Origin of the sequence: Streptomyces sp. NPDC001351 (genome assembly GCF_042896045.1) — a bacterium.
Lineage (GTDB): Bacteria > Actinomycetota > Actinomycetes > Streptomycetales > Streptomycetaceae > Streptomyces.
Window position 1 is genome coordinate 281876 of sequence record NZ_JBIAWS010000005.1, and the last position, 18008, is coordinate 299883.

The 18008-nt window shown below is 70.5% G+C and carries 20 protein-coding genes; 14 read left to right on the plus strand and 6 right to left on the minus strand.

What is annotated here, in order from left to right:
* The first annotated feature begins 25 nt into the window (after nt 1–25).
* Complete coding sequence (locus tag ACFY1U_RS20115) at nt 26–940, plus strand: GNAT family N-acetyltransferase (RefSeq protein WP_390695461.1); 915 nt, start codon at nt 26–28, stop codon at nt 938–940.
* A 393-nt stretch (nt 941–1333) separates the two neighbouring features.
* On the opposite strand, the gene ACFY1U_RS20120 is transcribed toward ACFY1U_RS20115, so the two are convergent.
* A complete protein-coding gene (locus tag ACFY1U_RS20120; protein WP_390695462.1) occupies nt 1334–1726 on the minus strand; it encodes a VOC family protein in 393 nt (130 codons plus the stop codon).
* Nucleotides 1727–1796: 70 nt separating this feature from the next.
* On the opposite strand from ACFY1U_RS20120, the gene ACFY1U_RS20125 reads away from it, so the two are divergent.
* Complete coding sequence (locus tag ACFY1U_RS20125) at nt 1797–2336, plus strand: GNAT family N-acetyltransferase (RefSeq protein ID WP_390695463.1); 540 nt, start codon at nt 1797–1799, stop codon at nt 2334–2336.
* A 3-nt stretch (nt 2337–2339) separates the two neighbouring features.
* Here ACFY1U_RS20125 and ACFY1U_RS20130 read toward each other — a convergent pair whose 3' ends face one another.
* Nucleotides 2340–3023 (minus strand): glycerophosphodiester phosphodiesterase, encoded by a 684-nt coding sequence (locus ACFY1U_RS20130; protein ID WP_390695464.1) that lies wholly within the window; start codon nt 3021–3023, stop codon nt 2340–2342.
* A 393-nt stretch (nt 3024–3416) separates the two neighbouring features.
* Between ACFY1U_RS20130 and ACFY1U_RS20135 the strand changes: the two genes are divergently transcribed.
* The 6 genes from ACFY1U_RS20135 to ACFY1U_RS20160 all read left to right on the plus strand — a co-directional run bounded on the left by ACFY1U_RS20135 (nt 3417) and on the right by ACFY1U_RS20160 (nt 8178).
* Complete coding sequence (locus ACFY1U_RS20135) at nt 3417–4814, plus strand: DUF6421 family protein (protein WP_390695465.1); 1398 nt, start codon at nt 3417–3419, stop codon at nt 4812–4814.
* Between the two features lie 41 nt (nt 4815–4855).
* Nucleotides 4856–5605 (plus strand): SDR family NAD(P)-dependent oxidoreductase, encoded by a 750-nt coding sequence (locus ACFY1U_RS20140; RefSeq protein ID WP_390695466.1) that lies wholly within the window; start codon nt 4856–4858, stop codon nt 5603–5605.
* The gene (locus ACFY1U_RS20145) at nt 5602–6672 is read left to right on the plus strand and encodes a threonine aldolase family protein (RefSeq protein ID WP_390695467.1); all 1071 of its coding nucleotides are present in this window, start codon (nt 5602–5604) and stop codon (nt 6670–6672) included. Before ACFY1U_RS20140 ends, ACFY1U_RS20145 begins: the two co-directional genes overlap by 4 nt.
* A gap of 15 nt (nt 6673–6687) precedes the next feature.
* On the plus strand, nt 6688–6822 hold the full coding sequence (locus ACFY1U_RS20150) for a PH domain-containing protein (RefSeq protein ID WP_390695468.1): 135 nt from the start codon (nt 6688–6690) through the stop codon (nt 6820–6822).
* Between the two features lie 61 nt (nt 6823–6883).
* The gene (locus ACFY1U_RS20155) at nt 6884–7477 is read left to right on the plus strand and encodes a transglutaminase domain-containing protein (protein WP_390695469.1); all 594 of its coding nucleotides are present in this window, start codon (nt 6884–6886) and stop codon (nt 7475–7477) included.
* An 8-nt stretch (nt 7478–7485) separates the two neighbouring features.
* Complete coding sequence (locus ACFY1U_RS20160) at nt 7486–8178, plus strand: B3/4 domain-containing protein (protein ID WP_390695470.1); 693 nt, start codon at nt 7486–7488, stop codon at nt 8176–8178.
* A gap of 4 nt (nt 8179–8182) precedes the next feature.
* On the opposite strand, the gene ACFY1U_RS20165 is transcribed toward ACFY1U_RS20160, so the two are convergent.
* Together ACFY1U_RS20165 and ACFY1U_RS20170 are read right to left on the minus strand one after the other, a co-directional pair.
* Nucleotides 8183–8911, minus strand: a complete 729-nt coding sequence (locus ACFY1U_RS20165; protein ID WP_390695471.1) for a lysophospholipid acyltransferase family protein — start codon at nt 8909–8911, stop codon at nt 8183–8185.
* 184 nt (nt 8912–9095) lie between these two features.
* The gene (locus ACFY1U_RS20170; RefSeq protein ID WP_266963553.1) at nt 9096–9512 is read right to left on the minus strand and encodes a DUF4395 domain-containing protein; all 417 of its coding nucleotides are present in this window, start codon (nt 9510–9512) and stop codon (nt 9096–9098) included.
* Nucleotides 9513–9587: 75 nt separating this feature from the next.
* Between ACFY1U_RS20170 and ACFY1U_RS20175 the strand changes: the two genes are divergently transcribed.
* The 4 genes from ACFY1U_RS20175 (at nt 9588) to ACFY1U_RS20190 (ending at nt 12769) form a co-directional block, all read left to right on the plus strand.
* A complete protein-coding gene (locus ACFY1U_RS20175) occupies nt 9588–10001 on the plus strand; it encodes a TlpA family protein disulfide reductase (RefSeq protein ID WP_390695863.1) in 414 nt (137 codons plus the stop codon).
* 205 nt (nt 10002–10206) lie between these two features.
* The gene (locus ACFY1U_RS20180) at nt 10207–10722 is read left to right on the plus strand and encodes a flavin reductase family protein (protein ID WP_390695472.1); all 516 of its coding nucleotides are present in this window, start codon (nt 10207–10209) and stop codon (nt 10720–10722) included.
* A 219-nt stretch (nt 10723–10941) separates the two neighbouring features.
* The gene (locus ACFY1U_RS20185; RefSeq protein WP_390695473.1) at nt 10942–11730 is read left to right on the plus strand and encodes an electron transfer flavoprotein subunit beta/FixA family protein; all 789 of its coding nucleotides are present in this window, start codon (nt 10942–10944) and stop codon (nt 11728–11730) included.
* Between the two features lie 76 nt (nt 11731–11806).
* Nucleotides 11807–12769: an electron transfer flavoprotein subunit alpha/FixB family protein gene (locus ACFY1U_RS20190; protein ID WP_390695474.1), complete on the plus strand. Its 963-nt coding sequence runs from the start codon at nt 11807–11809 to the stop codon at nt 12767–12769.
* Nucleotides 12770–12827: 58 nt separating this feature from the next.
* On the opposite strand, the gene ACFY1U_RS20195 is transcribed toward ACFY1U_RS20190, so the two are convergent.
* On the minus strand, nt 12828–13751 hold the full coding sequence (locus ACFY1U_RS20195) for an endonuclease/exonuclease/phosphatase family protein (RefSeq protein WP_390695475.1): 924 nt from the start codon (nt 13749–13751) through the stop codon (nt 12828–12830).
* Between the two features lie 209 nt (nt 13752–13960).
* Between ACFY1U_RS20195 and ACFY1U_RS20200 the strand changes: the two genes are divergently transcribed.
* Together ACFY1U_RS20200 and ACFY1U_RS20205 are read left to right on the plus strand one after the other, a co-directional pair.
* Nucleotides 13961–15265: a DUF6986 family protein gene (locus ACFY1U_RS20200; RefSeq protein WP_390695476.1), complete on the plus strand. Its 1305-nt coding sequence runs from the start codon at nt 13961–13963 to the stop codon at nt 15263–15265.
* A 96-nt stretch (nt 15266–15361) separates the two neighbouring features.
* Nucleotides 15362–17236 carry a protein kinase gene (locus ACFY1U_RS20205; RefSeq protein ID WP_390695477.1) on the plus strand — a complete coding sequence of 625 codons (1875 nt, stop codon included), beginning with the start codon at nt 15362–15364 and terminating at the stop codon, nt 17234–17236.
* A 12-nt stretch (nt 17237–17248) separates the two neighbouring features.
* On the opposite strand, the gene ACFY1U_RS20210 is transcribed toward ACFY1U_RS20205, so the two are convergent.
* Complete coding sequence (locus ACFY1U_RS20210; protein ID WP_390695478.1) at nt 17249–18004, minus strand: hypothetical protein; 756 nt, start codon at nt 18002–18004, stop codon at nt 17249–17251.
* Nucleotides 18005–18008 lie beyond the last annotated feature (4 nt).

Consider the following 18008-nt stretch of genomic DNA (forward strand, 5'->3'; position numbering starts at 1 on the left):
CACGTTTCCGTCCCGGAGGTCCCGCATGCCCGCGCTCATGGTGCGCCCCTTCCGCCGCGACGACCGCGACCAGCTCACCGAACTGATCAACGCACACGTCGCCGCCGTCGTCCCCGGCGTCTCCGTCTCGGTCAACACCGTCCTCAGCGACCTGGAACGACAGCCCGGCGAATTCATCACCGATCCCTGGGTCGCCGAGCGCGTCACCCTCGTCGCCGAGCAGCGCCGCCATGTCGTGGCCGCCGCCCACCTGCTGCGCTACCGCTCCGGCGGCGAGGTCGGCGACCACTACCGGGACGCCGGTGAGCTCGACTGGTTCGTGTGCCGCCCGCCGGCCTCCTTCTGGCCCGACGCCGAGGAAGCCGCGGACCAGCTGATGGCTGCGTGCCTGGCCCAGTTCGCCCGCTGGAACGTACGCGTCCGCTACGCCGACGGCGCCGTCCCGGCCCCCGTCGTCTACGGCCTGCCCCGCAACTGGCCGCACATCCGCGCCGTCTACGAACGCTCCGGCTTCCGCCACGTCGGAGACACTGAGGTCGTCCTGATCGCGCGGGTGGCCGACCTGCCGGCCGTCGAGCCCCGTCCGGGCATGAGGTTCGAACGGTCGCTGGGGGAGTGCGGCACCCGTTTCACGGCCTACGCCGGCACACGCGCCGCGGGCTTCATCGAGGTCGACACCGCCCTGTCCCGCCCCGAACGGCACGCCCGCGCGGCAGGCCTCGCCGACATCGGCAACCTGCACGTCGATCCGGCCTCGTACGGCGAGGGCCTGGAGCGACAACTGCTCGCCAAGGCCGCCGACTGGCTGCGCCTGTGCGGCACGGACCGTCTCTTCGCCTACGAGCCGGCCGAGGACACGGCAGCCGTCGACCTCCTGCTCGCTTCGGGCTTCCGGGAGCTGACCCGTACCGACCGGCGCTGGGAACACAGCCCGCGTTGAACTCGTCGGGCGGGAGACGACCGAACTTGAGTCGTCGCGGAGGCCGCAGGCGAGGGCGCGGTGCCGACGCGGGCGCTGATGTGCGGCCCGACGTGGCCGTGATCGGCGTCCACTCCGAGGAGGGCGAGGAACTCGCCGCGCCTGGCGGGCTGAAGCGGCGGCTGCCCGCGTGCCGAGTGCCGCTGATGACGGCCTCGACGACACCGGCGTCGCTGCGTCGGATTCCCCTCCGGGAAGTCGCCGAACGGCTGTCCTTCGGGCTGGGCCACCGAACCAATGCCGCCCTGGAGGCGCGCAGGACGCCAGCGGCCCCCTTCCGTCCCCCGATCCGTGAACCCGTCCTTCCCTGTGGACCGGGAGAAACGGCGGAAACGGCAGGCTCGTTCCGGGCCGTCAGATCCCTGGCCGGTAGCGGATCGGATGGTCCGCCGGCACCTCGACCAGGACGATCCGGGTCCCGTCCGGATCCGCGATCCACATCTCGATCAGCCCCCACGGCTCCTTCACCGGCGCCCGCACGATCTCGACGCCCTTGGCCCGTAGCTCCTCGTGGGCCGCGGCCACGTCCTCGACCTGCAGCCACAACTGCACGGCGGGGGAGAGCGGGGTCTCGGAGCGGCCGGAGACCTCCAGGAAGCCGCCGCCCAGGAAGTAGACGGTGCCGCGCTGCGGCCCCGTGCCGAACTCACGGTAGACGGCGAGGCCCAACTGCTCGCCGTAGAACGTGCGGGAGCGCTCGGGGTCGCTCGGGTGGAGAAGGGTCCGGCTGCTGAGAACGTGCACCATGCATCCGGAGCCTAGTGGCAGGGTTACCCTCGTCCCTGCCAGCGCAGAGCCAGAAACCGGAGTCACGCCCATGGAGACCACCGCCGCCGGACTGACCTTCCGCGACGCGACCGACGCCGACGTCGACGTGCTGGTCGCGCTGATCGAGTCGGCGTACCGCGGGGACTCCAGCCGGGCCGGGTGGACCACCGAGGCGGACATCCTGCAAGGGCAGCGGACCGACACGGAGGGCGTGCTCGCCGTCATCAAGTCGCCCGACAGCCGTCTGCTGACGGTGGAGCGGGACGGTGCCGTCGTCGCCTGCTGCCAGCTCGAACACCGCGGGGATCACGCCTACTTCGGGATGTTCGCGGTCAGTCCGCAACTGCAGGGCGCGGGCCTCGGCAAGGTGATCATCGCGGAGGCGGAGCGCAGGGCGCGCGAGAGCTGGGGTGTGCGCGAGATGCACATGACCGTGATCTCCGTGCGAGGCGACCTCATCGCCTGGTACGAGCGCCGCGGCTACCGCCGTACGGGAAAGATGACCCCGTTCCCGTACGGCGACGAGCGCTTCGGCATTCCGCAGCGCGCCGACCTGCAGTTCGAGCTGCTGGTCAAGGAGCTGGACTGAGCCTCAGGCCGTGAAGCGGCCGGTGCGCTTGATCTCCGGGTAGTCGGTGGTCGCGCCGTCCAGCTGCAGCGCCCGGACGAGCCGCAGATGGTCCTGCGTGTTCACCACCCAGCCGATGATCCGCAGGTCCGCCTTGCGCGCCTGCTCCACGACCTCCAGGGTGAGGCGGCGGATGTTGAGGCAGACGGTCGCGGCACCGGCCTCCACGGCGCGCTCCACGATGTCGGTGCCGTAGCGACTGCCGATCAGCGCGGTCCGCACGCCCGGCACCAGGCGGGTGACCTCGGTGATGGCCTCGTCGTGGAACGAGGACACCTCGACCCGGGAGACCAGGTCCCGTTTGAGCATGACCTCGGCCAGTGCGCGTGCCGCCGCGATGTCCTTGATCTCGGCCTGCAGCGGTGCCCGCACGGCTTCGAGGACCTCCTCGAAGACCGGGACGCGCTCGCCGCGGCCCGCGTCCAGGGCGCGCAGCTCGGAGAGGGTCTTCTCGGCGATCGGGCCGGTGCCGTCGGTCGTGCGGTCCACGTCGGTGTCGTGCATGACGACGAGGGCGCCGTCCTTGCTCAGATGCAGATCGAGTTCGATCATGTCGAGCCCGGCGTGCTGGGCGGCGACGAAGGAACGGAGGGTGTTCTCGGGCTCGGTACCCATGACTCCGCGATGACCGATGGTAAGGAAGTTCAAGGTTCAACTCGCTTCCGTCGACGGCGGCTCGGCTCCGCGCGCGGACCGGAGCGGACGGCCGCGCGGGCAGAGCCGCAGCCTAACGGCCCGGCCCCGCGATGAACCCGCGCGTACACGGGGGATCGGCGCGCCGCCGGGGGCAGGACTGGTCTGTACCCCTCGGGGATCACCCTGGCGTGGGCGAGTCCTTCCGGGATTGACCGGTGGCCGGTTTCGACGCTCCGTCGACGGGTAGCCGCGCGATACCCAAATGTCCGCCGGACGGGTTTCCGGCAGGAAAAAGTTCGGTGACCATGGAGAGGTGCAGGATAATCTCCCGAGACTCCTCTTGCTGAGAGGAAGTTCGTATGTATACGGTCTCCATACGCGAGCTTCTCCCGTGGAGGATGGGACATGACGGAAATTCTTGTGCAGGCGGCTTCGGAGGAGCAGGTTCCTCCCGTGACCAGGGTGGTGGAGCACCCGGCCTGGGCCGTGCTCAAGAATGCCGTGGAACAGATCCGGCCATGGCAGTCCAAGGACGGATCGATCGACCTCGAGGCCGAGGGCGCACCCGAGCGTGCGGACGCCGAGGCGGCCGTACGGCGTGTCGTGGCGGCGGTCGAGGAGCTCTCCCCGCTGCTCCCGCATGACGCCGACTACCACGAGGCGCTGGCCAAGGATCTGCTCCGGTGGGCCGAGGGCGGCTTCGACGTGCCCGACTTCCTCGACTCGCTGCTGGCCTTCCAGCCCGCCGCGAACCGCGTGGACGGCCTGCAGCACCTGGTCGTCTTCCCCATGTACACGCAGAACGGCAACCCGGACCGCAACCTCGAGGCGGTCGTGCTGCGCATGGTCTGGCCCGACTGGCTGGCCGAGCTGGAGCGCACCCGCTACGACAACCCGCTGTTCTGCGGCATCAAGTTCGAGGACTTCACGGCCGGCTACGACACCAACTCCGCCGTCCTCTTCCCGGAGACCATCGCCGTGCGCGAGGCGCCGGAACGTTTCTCCTGGGGTGGCATCTTCTGCGACCGCGAGGCCGCGCGCTTCCGCCGCGTGACCGACGCCGCCGTCGACATCCTGGGCCTCGAGCTGCCCGAGGACATCGCCGCGATGGTCCACGACCAGAAGCGCTGCGAGGAGGCCTTCGTGCTGTGGGACATGGTCCACGACCGCACCCACAGCCACGGCGACCTGCCCTTCGACCCGTTCATGATCAAGCAGCGGCAGCCTTTCTGGATGTACGGCCTCGAAGAGCTGCGCTGCGACCTCACCGCCTTCAAGGAGGCCGTGAAGCTGCAGGCCGATGGCGTTCCGCAGGCCCGTGACGTGCAGTACGCGGTGCTGTTCGACCGCATGTTCCGCTTCCCGGTCACCGGCGAGCGCGTGCGCAACTACGACGGCCTCGGCGGCCAGCTCCTCTTCGCCTACCTGCACAAGCACGACGTGATCCGCTGGACCGACAACAAGCTGCACATCGACTGGCAGCGCGCCCCGCAGGTCACCAACGAGCTGTGCGCCGAGATCGAGGACCTCTACCGGGCCGGCATCGACCGCCCGAAGCTGGTCCACTGGTTCGCCGCCTACGACCTGGTGTCGCAGTACCTCGCCCCGCACCCCGGCTCCCGCTGGGCCAAGGGCCCCGACGCCCTCGACCTGAGCCGCCCGCCGCGGAAGCTCGTCGATGACGTGCTTCCGGACGAGTTTCCCCTGAGCATGTTCTATGAGGCCCTCTCCAAGAAGCTGAAGAACGTGATCGCCTCCACCAAGGGCATCACGGCGGAGAGCCCCGAGCGGGTCGCCGCGTGAGCGACCGCAACACCACAACCACTGCTCAGGAGGCGAAGACCATGGCGGGGAACGGAGCTCTCAGCGGTGCGGTGATCGCGGTGGCCGGCGCGGGCGGACCCGCCGGGCGCGCGGCACTGATCCGGCTCGCGGAGGCGGGCGCGACCGTCGTCGCCGCGGACAATGATCCCGAGCGGCTCGCGGAGGCCGTGGACGCGGCCCGTTACGCGTCCGGCGGCGCCACCGTCACCGGCGAGCCCGTGGACCTGCTGGACCTGGAGTCCACCCGCGAGTGGGCCATGCACATCGACAAGGAGTTCGGCCGTGTCGACGGCCTGGTCCATCTCGTCGGCGGCTGGCGCGGCAGCGAGACCTTCATCAAGACCAGCCTCGACGACTGGGACTTCCTGGAACTGCTGCTCATCCGCACCGTGCAGCACACCTCCCTCGCCTTCTCCGAGGCGCTGCAGCGCAGCGAGCGCGGCCGCTATGTCCTGATCAGCGCCGCGGGCGCGACGAAGCCCACCGCGGGCAACGCCGCGTACGCCGCCGCCAAGGCCGCCGCCGAGGCATGGACCCTGGCCATGGCCGACTTCTTCCGCAAGGCGGGAGGCGCCGAGGGGCCGACATCGGCGGCTGCGATCCTGGTGGTGAAGGCGTTGGTGCACGACGCGATGCGCGCCGAGCGACCCAATGCGAAGTTCGCGGGCTTCACGGATGTCAAGGAGCTGGCCGAGGCCATCACCGACGTCTGGAGCAAGCCCGCCGCCGAAGTGAACGGAAAGCGTCTGTGGCTGACCGAGAAGCCGTGAACCCCCCGAGGACCGACGCACGTCGCCATCACGACCCGCAGGTCCGCGGCTTCGCCAGCGACAACTACGCCGGGGCCCACCCGGAGGTGCTCGCCGCCCTGGCCCTGGCCAACGGCGGGCACCAGGTCGCGTACGGCGAGGACGACTACACCGACAACCTCCAGAGCATCATCCGCAGCCACTTCGGGGCCACGGCCGAGGCGTTTCCCGTCTTCAACGGCACCGGCGCGAACGTCGTCGCGCTCCAGGCGGTCACCGACCGCTGGGGCGCGGTGATCTGCGCCGAGAGCGCGCACATCAACGTCGACGAGGGCGGGGCGCCGGAGCGCATGGGCGGCCTCAAGCTGCTGACGGTCCCGACACCGGACGGCAAGCTCACCCCCGAACTGATCGACCGGCAGGCGTACGGCTGGGACGACGAGCACCGCGCGATGCCGCAGGTCGTCTCGATCACCCAGAGCACGGAGCTCGGCACGCTCTACACGCCGGACGAGATCCGCGCGATCTGCGAGCACGCCCACGCGCACGGCATGAAGGTGCACCTGGACGGCTCCCGCATAGCCAACGCGGCCGCGTCCCTGGATGTCCCGATGCGGACGTTCACCAACGCGGTCGGCGTCGACATCCTCTCCCTGGGCGGGACGAAGAACGGCGCGCTGTTCGGCGAGGCGGTCGTCGTCATCAACCAGGACGCCGTCAGCCACATGAAGCACCTGCGCAAGCTGTCCATGCAGCTCGCCTCCAAGATGCGCTTCGTCTCGGTGCAGTTGGAGGCCCTCCTCGCCAAGGACCTCTGGCTGCGCAACGCCCGCCACGCCAACGAGATGGCCCAGCGCCTGGCCGAGGGCGTGCGCGCCGTGCACGGCGTGGAGATCCTCTACCCGGTGCAGGCCAACGGGGTGTTCGCCAAGCTCCCGCACGACGTGAGCGAGCGGCTGCAGAAGCGGTTCCGCTTCTACTTCTGGGACGAGGCCGCGGGCGTGGTGCGCTGGATGTGCGCCTTCGACACCACCGAGGAGGACGTGGACGCATTCGTGGCGGCGCTCAAGGAAGAGATGGCGCGCTAGGTCTGCGTCCGCCTCGTGCGCCGGGATCCTGATGCTCGGCGCAGTGGTCCCCGGCCTCGGCTGCGGATGTCCCCCGACGGCATCCGCAGCCGTGGACTGTGGCGGACCCGGTTCGTGGCGTGGGACTCCCTGATGATGGTCAATGCATGAATATGCATTGACCTGTAAATTCATTGACTGAATGTTGATCGTCTTTCTATGCTCTGCAGGCATGGAGCTGATCCAGAACACCCCCGACCTGTCCGCCTATTTGGCTGCTGGCGAGGTCGTCGACCATGGCCATCCGGTGGTACGGGAGACGGCTGCCCGCCTCACCCGGGACGTACCGGACTCGTATGCCTATGCGCGGGCTGCTTTCGAGTTCGTGCGCGACACCATTCCCCACTCCCAGGACTCGGGCGACCCGCGCGTCACCTGGCGGGCCTCCGACGTACTGCGGCAGGGCACCGGCATCTGCTACGCCAAGGCCCACGCCCTCGCCGCCCTGCTGCGGGCCGAGGACATCCCCACGGCGCTCTGCTACCAGAGGCTGGCGCACGACGACGGCGACGGCCATGCCGTGCACGGGCTGATCGCCGTCCGCTTCAACGGCGCCTGGCACCGGCAGGATCCCCGCGGCAACAAACCGGGCGTCGATGCCCAGTTCTCCCTCGACGGCGAGCGGCTGGCCTGGATCCCCGATCCGGAGTCCAATGAGGTGGACTATTCGGTCCTGTACGCTGAACCGCATCCGGCGGTCATCGAGGCCCTCAAGGCCGCCCCCGACCGGCCCCATCTCTGGAAGACGCTCCCCACCGCACTCTGAGGCAGACCATGACGCTCTCCCTGACCGTGTCCGACGAGGTACGCGCACTCGCCCCCGGATTCACCCACGTCGCCATCGAGGCGCACGACCTGGTCAACGGGCCCAGCACCGGGGAGAGTTCGACCCTCCTGGACGAGGCGGCCGCCCGCCTCGCCGCCCGCCTGGACGGGCGCGCTCCGCACGAGGATCCGCACATGGTGGCCTGGCGCGAGATCTACACGGCGTTCGGCTCCAAGCCCTCACGCACTCGCAACTCGGCCGAGGCGCTGGCGAAACGGGCTCTGTCGGACGCCGGACTGCCTCGTATCAATCTGCTCGTCGACCTCTACAACGCCATCAGCGTCGCCCACCTGATCCCCGTCGGAGGCGAGGACATCGACCGCATCCAGGGCGGCATGCGGCTCGTACGGGCCATCGGCGACGAGGACTTCGTGACCGTGGCCGGCGGCGCGGAGGTCGTCGAACACCCCGAGGCGGGCGAGGTCGTCTGGCGCGACGACGCCGGCGTGACCTGCCGCCGCTGGAACTGGCGCCAGGGCCCGCGCACCCGCCTCACCGAGGACACCGTCACGGGCATCTTCCTGCTGGAGAGCCTGGCTCCGATGCCGGTCGAGGAAGTCGAGAGGGCGGGAGCGGAACTCGCCGGACTTCTGGAGAAGTTCAGCCCCGGGGCACGCATCACCGTCCACGCCCCGGCGTGACGATTCAGCGGGCCTCGGCCGCCTTGACCTCTTCGGGAGTCGGCGCCGTGCCGCCGAGATGGGCGGGCATCCACCAGGTGTCGTCCGGACCCTTGGGCCGTACGGGATAGGCGCGCTGCGCCGCCTCCAGCAGCTCCTGGACACGCTCGCGCAGCCGCCGGGTGATGGCGCCCGCGTACTGGTCCTGGGGGGCCTCCACCGGCTCGCCCACCCGAATGGTGATCGGCGTGTGGCTGCGCCTGAAGTTGCGCGGGTGGCCCTTGGTCCACAGCCGCTGGGTGCCCCACAGTGCCATCGGGACGAGCGGCACGCCGGCCTCCTGGGCCATGCGCGCGGCACCCGACTTGAAGCTCTTCAGGGTGAAGGACTGCGAGATGGTCGCCTCCGGGAAGACGCCGACGATCTCGCCGGACCGCAGCGACTGCAGCGCGTGCTGGTACGCCGTCTCGCCCTGCTTGCGGTCCACCGGGATGTGCTTCATGCCGCGCATCAGCGGGCCGGAGATCCGGTGCCGGAACACCGACTCCTTCGCCATGAAGCGCACCAGACGCTTCTGCGGCAGGGCAGCCAGACCGTCGAAGATGAAGTCCAGATAGCTGATGTGATTGCTCACCAGGACGGCGCCGCCCGAGCGCGGAATGTTCTCCGATCCCTTCAAGTCGATCTTGAGGTCCCAGACCTTGAACAACGTTTGGGCGAGACCGACGACGGGACGGTAGACAAGCTCAGCCATGGACGGGGTGGACCCTTCTCTCTGCCTGGACGGGTTCTCCCGGCGGGAAGTTACGCAGCCGTAGGTTTACGGCATTGCGCAGATCGTGCCCCAAGAACGAACGGGGGGCCAGTCCTGGCGCCGCAGAACGGCGAGATCCTCGTCACGTCCGACAACTGATCCACCTCGGATTTTTAAGCCGCCTTTACTCCGTACGGACCGTCACCCGCCGTACGAGCAGGTACATCTCGCAGCCCAGGCAGTACCCGAACGCCGCATTGAGGAACGCGGCGGCGAGTGCGGCGGCGGTCGCCGCGAGCCCCAGCCAGGTCGGCCCGAGCCCGAAACCGACCAGCCCCACGCCGGCGAAGACCAGCCCCACCGCCTGCGCGAACCGCGGCGGCTCCGGCGACTCGAACTCGGTCGGCGGCCCGAGCCTGGGACGCACCACCTTGCGGAACAGCCAGCCGTACGGCGATCGGCCCACCCCGCCCGCCGCGCCCAGCGCGAACGCCAGCGTCTGCCAGGCCAGCAGCCAGGCGCTCCCGGTGATCAGCACGACCGCCAGGACGACGGTCGTCACGGCCGCCCCGAAGCGCGGCCCCCTCACATCAATGTCCATGAAGCAAGCATTCCGCATGGAAAAAGATCCTGGGAGTCGGGAATCTTTGCAGTCTCGTGAATGCTTGTGCAGGTGATGACCGGACTTGTGGTGTGCGCGGTGGTGCTCGTGGCAGCGAGCGCCTACGGAGTGATTCATCGACGGCGAAACGGGAGGGTGCGCGTGCGCGGGCGCGACGGCGGGAAGCGGCTCGGGGTGGCCGAGTTGGGCGAGGAACTCGGTGAGCGCGCCACGCTCGTGCAGTTCTCCAGCGCCTTCTGCGTGCCCTGCCGGGCCACCCGGCGCGTCCTCGGCGAGGTGGCCGGGATGGTCCCGGGCGTGACCCATGTCGAGATCGACGCCGAGGACCACCTGGACCTGGTGCGCGAACTCGACATCCTCAAGACCCCGACCGTGCTGGTGCTGGACGCCGACGGCCGGATCGTACGGCGTGCCACCGGTCAGCCGCGCAAGGCCGACGTCATCGCCGCACTGGGGGAGGCGGTTTGACGGCTGTGCTGTGGACGGTGAGGCATCTCCCATATGCCGGAACGTACTTGACTGTGCGCACCACCTATCGTCAGCCTGACTGTATGCCTACGGAACTCCTTCTCTACGGGCGGGTCCACGTCGACCTCGCCCGCACTGCGAGCGCGCGCTGTCCGAGCTGTTGAGCAGCCACGACGCCCGCCCCTCCGCGTAGAAGGACAACTCCATGACGGCCACGCCCGACCTCGGCACCCGTACCCCTCAGCTCGCCTCCCCCGACCTGCTGCGCTCCGTCTTCCGGCGGCATGCGGCGGGAGTCGCCGTGATCACCGCGCGAGGTGACGCCGGCCCGGTCGGCTTCACCGCCACCTCGCTCAGCTCCGTCTCCGCCGAACCGCCGCTGCTGTCCTTCGGCATCAGCACCGGAGCCTCCAGCTGGCCGGCGATATCGGCGACCGACCACATCGGCGTCCACATACTCGGCGAGCATCAGCAGGACCTGGCGGCCACCTTCGCCAAGAGCGGCGCCGACCGCTTCGGCGCGCCCACCGCCTGGCGTACCGGACCCGAAGGTGTTCCCGTCCTCGGCGGCGTCCTTGCCTGGCTGGTGTGCCGGATCGTCGGCCGTGTCCCCGCGGGGGACCACCGCATCGTGCTGGCCGAGGTCGTGCTCGGCGACCCCACGGGCCCCGGCCGCCCGCTTCTCTACCACCAGGGTCATTTCAACGGCCTGCGCGACTGACCGCCGGCCGGCTCCGCCTGCGAAGCGGTCGAGTTCCGATTACGCTGCGTTGCAAAGGTCACAGTTCAAAGCGCTTGCTTAGCGGGAACGAACTGGGTGTACTGACGAGTAATATTTCGCTCGGAGCGCGGGTCGCCCCGATCGGGATCGGCCGCTTGAGGCGCCTATGCTGCCTGAAAGTAGGCAGCACCGAAATGACGATGCAGTAGGAGAGCCGGCGTGAGCTTGAGGATCGTTGTCACTGTGAAGTACGTGCCCGACGCCACTGGCGACCGGCACTTCGCCGATGACCTGACCGTCGACCGGGACGACGTGGACGGTCTGCTCTCCGAGCTGGACGAGTACGCGGTCGAGCAGGCGCTGCAGATCTCCGAGAACTCCGACGACGACGTGGAGATCACTGTCCTGACGGTGGGTCCGGAGGACGCCAAGGACGCGCTGCGCAAGGCGCTGTCCATGGGCGCGGACAAGGCCATCCACGTCGAGGACGACGACCTGCACGGCACGGACGCGATCGGCACCTCGCTGGTGCTGGCCAAGGCCATCGAGAAGGCCGGCTTCGACCTGGTGGTCTCCGGCATGGCGTCCACCGACGGCACCGCCGGCATCGTCCCCGCGCTGGTGGCCGAGCGTCTTGGGGTGCCGCAGGTGACCCTGCTCTCCGAGGTGAGCGTCGAGGACGGCACGGTCAAGGGCCGCCGCGACGGGGACGCCGCGTCCGAGCAGCTGGAGGCGCAGCTTCCGGCGGTGGTGTCGGTCACCGACCAGTCGGGTGAGGCGCGCTACCCGTCCTTCAAGGGCATCATGGCGGCGAAGAAGAAGCCGGTCGAGTCGTGGGACCTGTCCGACCTGGAGATCGACGCCGAAGAGGTGGGTCTCGAGGGTGCCTGGACGAAGGTCGAGTCGGCGACCGAGCGTCCCGCGCGCACCGCGGGCACGATCGTCAAGGACGAGGGCGAGGGCGGCAAGCAGCTCGCCGAGTTCCTCGCGAGCCAGAAGTTCATCTAAGGGACCTGTAGTCCCTCGAAGGCTCAACTCCCTTACCGCCCCCCTCAGACTTCGCAATCCGCAGGAGAGCAATCCCATGGCTGAAGTTCTCGTCTACGTCGACCACGTGGACGGTGCCGTCCGCAAGCCCACCCTGGAGCTGCTGACCCTGGCCCGCCGCATCGGCGAGCCGGTCGCCGTCGCGCTGGGCAACGGCGCCGCAGGCACCGCCGCCGCCCTGGCCGAGCACGGCGCCGTCAAGGTCCTCACGCACGAGGCCGCCGAGTACGCCGACTACCTGGTCGTCCCGAAGGTCGACGCGCTGCAGGCCGCCGTCGCCGCCGTCTCCCCGGCCGCCGTGCTGGTCCCGTCCTCCGCCGAGGGCAAGGAGATCGCCGCGCGTCTGGCGCTGCGGATCGGCTCCGGCATCATCACCGACGCCGTCGACCTGGAAGCCTCGGACGAGGGCCCGGTGGCCACCCAGTCGGTGTTCGCCGCCTCCTTCACCACCAAGTCCCGTATCAGCAAGGGCACCCCGGTCATCACCGTCAAGCCCAACTCCGCCGCGGTGGAGGCCGCCCCGGCCGCAGGCAGCGTCGAGGCGCTCGCCGTCACCTTCTCCGCGGCGGCGACCGGCACCAAGGTCACCGCCCGCACCCCGCGCGAGTCGACCGGGCGTCCGGAGCTGACCGAGGCCGCGATCGTGGTCTCCGGCGGCCGCGGCGTCAACGGCGCCGAGAACTTCCCGCTCATCGAGGCCCTCGCCGACTCCCTGGGTGCGGCCGTCGGCGCCTCCCGGGCGGCGGTGGACGCCGGCTGGTACCCGCACACCAACCAGGTCGGCCAGACCGGCAAGTCCGTCTCGCCGCAGCTGTACATCGCCAACGGCATCTCCGGCGCCATCCAGCACCGGGCCGGCATGCAGACCTCGAAGACCATCGTCGCGGTCAACAAGGACCCCGAGGCCCCGATCTTCGACCTGGTCGACTACGGCGTGGTCGGCGACCTCTTCGACGTCGTCCCCCAGCTCACCGAGGAGATCAACGCCCGCAAGGGCTGATCACCCGAAGGCCGGTCGAGGCCCCCGCGACTGCACGAACAGTCGCGGGGGCCTCGGCTCATTCCAGACTGAGCGAGGCCTGCACGGGCAGATGGTCGCTCGGGAACCGGCCGCCGGCGGAGAAGGTGTCGACCGACGCCCGGTGCGTCGTCACCCATGGTGTGGTGAGGATCCAGTCGATGCGGTCGCCGTTCGGGGTGAGCCCCTTGTAGCCGTGGAAGGTCCCGTACGGGGCGCTGCGGTGCGCCGCCGCGTCCCAGGTGTCGAGGAGCCCCGAGCCCACCAACGTGTCGTAGACCGGGTTCCGGTGCGCGGCGGCGTTGAAGTCGCCGGTCACCACGGCCGGAAGCGAGCGGTCGAGCTGGGCGATCCGCTGGACCAGCAGGGAGGCGCTGCGCTCGCGCGCGTACTGGCTCGCGTGGTCGAAGTGGGTGTTGAGGACATAGAACTCCCGTCCGCCGTCGGCGAGATCGCGGAAGCGGACCCAGGTGACGATGCGGGGGAAGGCGGCCCCCCAGGTGTTCGAGCGGATGACCTCCGGGGTGTCGGAGAGCCAGAAGGTGTAGTGCTCGACGGGGGCCAGGCGCCGGTTGTCGTAGAAGACCGCCGTGGACTCGTCGCGACTGCCGCCCTCGCGGCCGGTGCCGATCCAGTCGTAGGACGGGCCGAGGTCGGACTCGATGTCGCGCAGCTGCTGGTAGAGGCCCTCCTGTGTGCCGATGACGTGGGGGTGCGCGCGACGCAGCAGCTCACCCATCACCGGTCTGCGGTCGCTCCAGCTGTTGGGCTCCTTCGTGCTCGCGAAACGTAAGTTGAAGGTCATGACCTCGAGACGGGGCGCGCGGCGCGCCTTCGTCGAGGAGGACGGCGCGGGCGAGGCGGACGAGACGGAGACGGCGGCGCTGGAGAGCGGCACGGTGACCGCCGCGGCCAAGGCGGCCTTCAGGCCCAGACGGCGGGTGACTCGGCGGTGGTTCGGCACGGAGGCTCCTTCGGTGGCGGCAGCCGGACGAGTCGTGCGAGAGCGAGTCGTGCGTAGAGAAGTGTCATACCCGGGTGTGAGATGGGCGTGAACATGCCGAGATCACGGCGTTGCTCCCCGTGGACATGGTGTTGACCACCGGAAGGTGCCCAGATAACTTCATTCTACGGATTGTTGATTCCGTACAGTGGAAAACAGGAGGGTATGGGATGGGTCAGGGCCAGCAGGAGAAGGTGGCGACGAGCCTCGCAGGCGCGATCAGCGAGGAGATCAGCGCCTCCCTCGCCCCGGTCGACGCCGAACTGGAGCGCCGCTACCCGGGGGACCCCGGCACCCGCCAGCCCGTCCACACCGTCTACGTCCCCGGTGACGTCTTCGCCGCCGACACCATCCGCTCCTGGGGCGACCAGGCCCTCGCGGCCCTCGACGAACACGCCCCGGACGCCGCCTCCTTCGCAGCCGTCCTCGGCCTGTCCGACGAACTCGCCGAGCCCGTCCACGCGCGCGTGCGCGCCAAGCTGGAGCGCGAGCCCATCGAGGACCTGCGCGTCGACTTCGAGGACGGCTACGGCCCCCGCCCGGACGCCGAGGAGGACGAGGCGGCGGCTCGCGCGGCCCGGCTGATCGCCGAGGCGTATGCGAAGGGGACGGCGGCCCCGTACATGGGCATCCGCATGAAGTGCATGGAGGCACCGGTACGCGACCGGGGCATCCGCACCCTCGACATCTTCCTCAGCGGCCTGATGGAGGCCGGCGGCCTGCCCGACGGACTGGTGCTCACGCTGCCCAAGGTGACGTACGCCGAGCAGGTCACCGCGATGGTGCGATTGCTGGAGGCCTTTGAGAAGGCGCGCGGTCTCGAGCCCGGCAGGATCGGCTTCGAGATCCAGATCGAGACCAGCCAGTCCATCCTCGCCACCGACGGCACCGCCACCGTGGCACGCATGATCCAGGCCGCCGAGGGCCGCGCCACCGGACTGCACTACGGCACCTTCGACTACAGCGCCTGCCTCGGCGTCTCCGCCGCCTATCAGGCCAGCGACCACCCGGCCGCCGACCACGCCAAGGCGGTCATGCAGGTCGCGGCGGCCGGGACGGGTGTCCGGGTGTCGGACGGTTCGACCAACGTGCTGCCCGTGGGCCCGACCGAGAAGGTCCACGACGCCTGGCGCCTGCACTACGGCCTCACCCGCCGCGCGCTCTCGCGCGCCTACTACCAGGGCTGGGACATGCACCCCGGCCACATCCCCACCCGGTACGCGGCCGTCTTCGCCTTCTACCGCGAGGGCTTCGAGCAGGCCGCCGCCCGCCTCGCGCGGTACGCCAACCGGGTCGGCGGCGACGTCATGGACGAACCGGCCACCGCCAAGGCCCTCAGCGGCTATCTGCTGCGCGGACTGGACTGCGGCGCGCTGGACATCGCCGAGGTCGCCCGCCTGACCGGGCTGACCCGGGCCGATCTGGAGGGCTTCGCGTCGCCCCGGCGCGGCGACCTGACCGCGTCCGCCAAGTAGCAGGCCCGTCACAGGAGTCACCACCGGCTGGCGTTGTCACCCCCGCCCCGTAGTCTGTACCGCACGCATTGACGTGTCACAGGAACGGGGCGTGCGGTGTCTTCGGGGGAGACCTCAGGCGGGAACAACCAGGCCGACGGGACGGGGCGGCTGCTGGCGGGGCGCTATCGCGTCGTGTCGCAGCTCGGCCGTGGCGGCATGGGCGTCGTCTGGAGAGCCGTCGACGAGGTGCTGGGCCGTGAGGTCGCCGTCAAGGAACTGCGTACCTACAGCGACGCCGACGGGCCCGAACTCGCCGACCTGCGGCTGCGGATGCAGCGCGAGGCGCGCGCGGCGGCCCGGGTACGTCACCCCGGAGTCGTCGCCGTTCACGACGTCACCGAGGTCGACGGCCGTCCGCTCATCGTCATGGAGCTGGTCGACGGGCCGTCCCTGGAACAGGTGTTGCGCGAGCGCGGCTCCCTCGACCCGGTCGAGGCCGCCGGCATCGGCGCCAAGGTGATGGACGCGCTGGCGGCCGCCCACCGGGCCGGCGTCCTGCACCGCGACGTAAAGCCCGGGAACATCCTCCTCGAAGGGTCCGGCCGGGTCGTCCTGACGGACTTCGGCATCGCGGCCATGGACGACCCGGGCGACGGCGCGACCGCCCACCTGACCCGCAGCGGTGCGCTCGTCGGCTCCCTGGACTACCTGGCGCCCGAGCGGGCCCAGGGCGCCGAGGCGAGCCCGGCCTCCGACGTCTGGGCCCTGGGAGCCACGCTGTACGCGGCCGTCGAGGGCTCCTCGCCCTTCCGCCGCACCTCGACGTACTCCACGCTCACCGCGATCGTCACCGAGCCCCTCCCGGAGCCGGAGCGTGCCGGTCCGCTCACCCCCGTCCTCCAGCAGCTGCTGGACAAGCGGCCCGAGACCCGTCCGGAGGCCGAGCAGGGGCGCGCTCTGCTGCAGGCGGTGGCGGACGCGGGCGGCACGGACACGCCGACGACGCCCCTGCGCGACCACGCGGCGCCGAGGGCGCAGACGGAGCCCGACGTCGCGCCGCTGCCTCCCGGGTTCCTCATGCCGGGTGCCGTACGGGGTTCCGCTCCCACCGAGCAGCGCGGGCCGGTGGCGCCCGGCTCCGAACCGGCCGCACGGCAGGACCAGGCGGCGCCCGGCTCCCACCCCGCGCCGTTCGCCGCACCCGCGACGCCGGGCTTCGGCCCGCCCGCGCCGCAGTACCCGGCTCCGGACCTGGCGACGGCCCCCACCGGACCCATATCCCCCTCGGCCTCCCCGCGCCGCAAGGGCCGCGCCCTGCTCGCCGCCGCGGCCGTCACCGTCGTCCTCGCGGCGGCCGGCGGCACCGTCGCCCTGCTGAACGCGCGGACCACGGAAGCGAACACGCGCCCCTCCGCGTCCTCATCGGATGCCGGGGCGTCCGCGTCCGTCTCCGACCGCACCGACGCCGACCACTCGGACGGCCCCAGGCCGACGGAACAGGGCGACAAGAAGACCCCCTCGCCCACGAAGACCGCCGGACAGAAAGGCGGGGCCGCGCCCACGAGCCGGGCCTCTTCCCCGTCAACGGCGAAGTCCCCGGGCGGCACCACCACCGGAGGCGGTACCACGGGCGGCACGACCTCAGGCGGCACCACCGGCGGCGGCAGCGGCGGTACGACGGGCGGAGGGGGCGCGACCACCCCGGCACCGGCCTGCACCTCCATAGGCGGCGGCAAGTACAACTGCACGGTCTGGCGCACCGCCAAGTCCTACACCGCCTCCGGCACCGAGGTCGGCGTCCTCGGAGCGGGCACCAACTACTTCTACTGCCAGCAGAACCTGGGCCGGCGCGAGACCTACGGCCAGTGGACCAACGTCTGGTGGGCGAAGACGGACGACGACAGCGGAAACACGAACGTCTACGTCAGCGACGTCTACATCAAGGGCGGCGACAACGACCAGCCGATCCCCGGACTCCCCGTCTGCTGACGCCCGTCACGCTCACCCGTCCGCCACGTACCGTTCCAGCCCCGACTCCGTCACCAGCTTCTCCTCGGCGAACACCCGGGTGCCCCGCTCGCACAGCCCGGCGTCGGCACGCGCTCGGGTGCAGAACTCCTCGGGTGTGACACCGAACAGCTCCCTCAACCGGGCCGAACCGACGAGGAGTTCGGTGAGCAGCGCCGACTGAGCGACCGGCCTGCGCGGCGTCCCCGAGCCGTTGCGCAGGACCCCGCGGCGGTTGACGTAGATGTACGCGCCGGGCAGCCGCGTCCCGTCCTCCAACTCGATCCGCACCTGCGGCTGTGGCAGCCAGGCGCGCCGGAAGTTGCCGTACCGCAGCGGCACGCCCTCGCTGGCGTCGATCATCGCGAGTTGTCCGGCGTCCAGCCAGGTCACGAACAACTCCCGTACGGTGCCGGGCGCCTCGACCGGTGACGCGGACACATAGCCCAGGCGGCTGATGTGCGCGGAGACGCCCACGTCGATGCCGGTGACCCGGGCGCGCACCATCGGGACCGGCGAGGTGATCCCGGACTCGACCATCTTGTGGCGCAGTTGGCCCGGGCAGGCGTTGGAGCCGACCGCCACCACGGGGACACGGTCCTCGTGCACCAGGCGGTCGAGTGGCAGGAACCGGTCGCCGTCGAGGAGCCCGGACCGCGCGGGCCAGGCCCCCGGGTAGAGGAGCGGGTGGTCGCGCGGGGCCGCCGCGAGGCCCAGCGTTTCGAGGCTGTGGTCCGCCGCACCGTCCACGGGC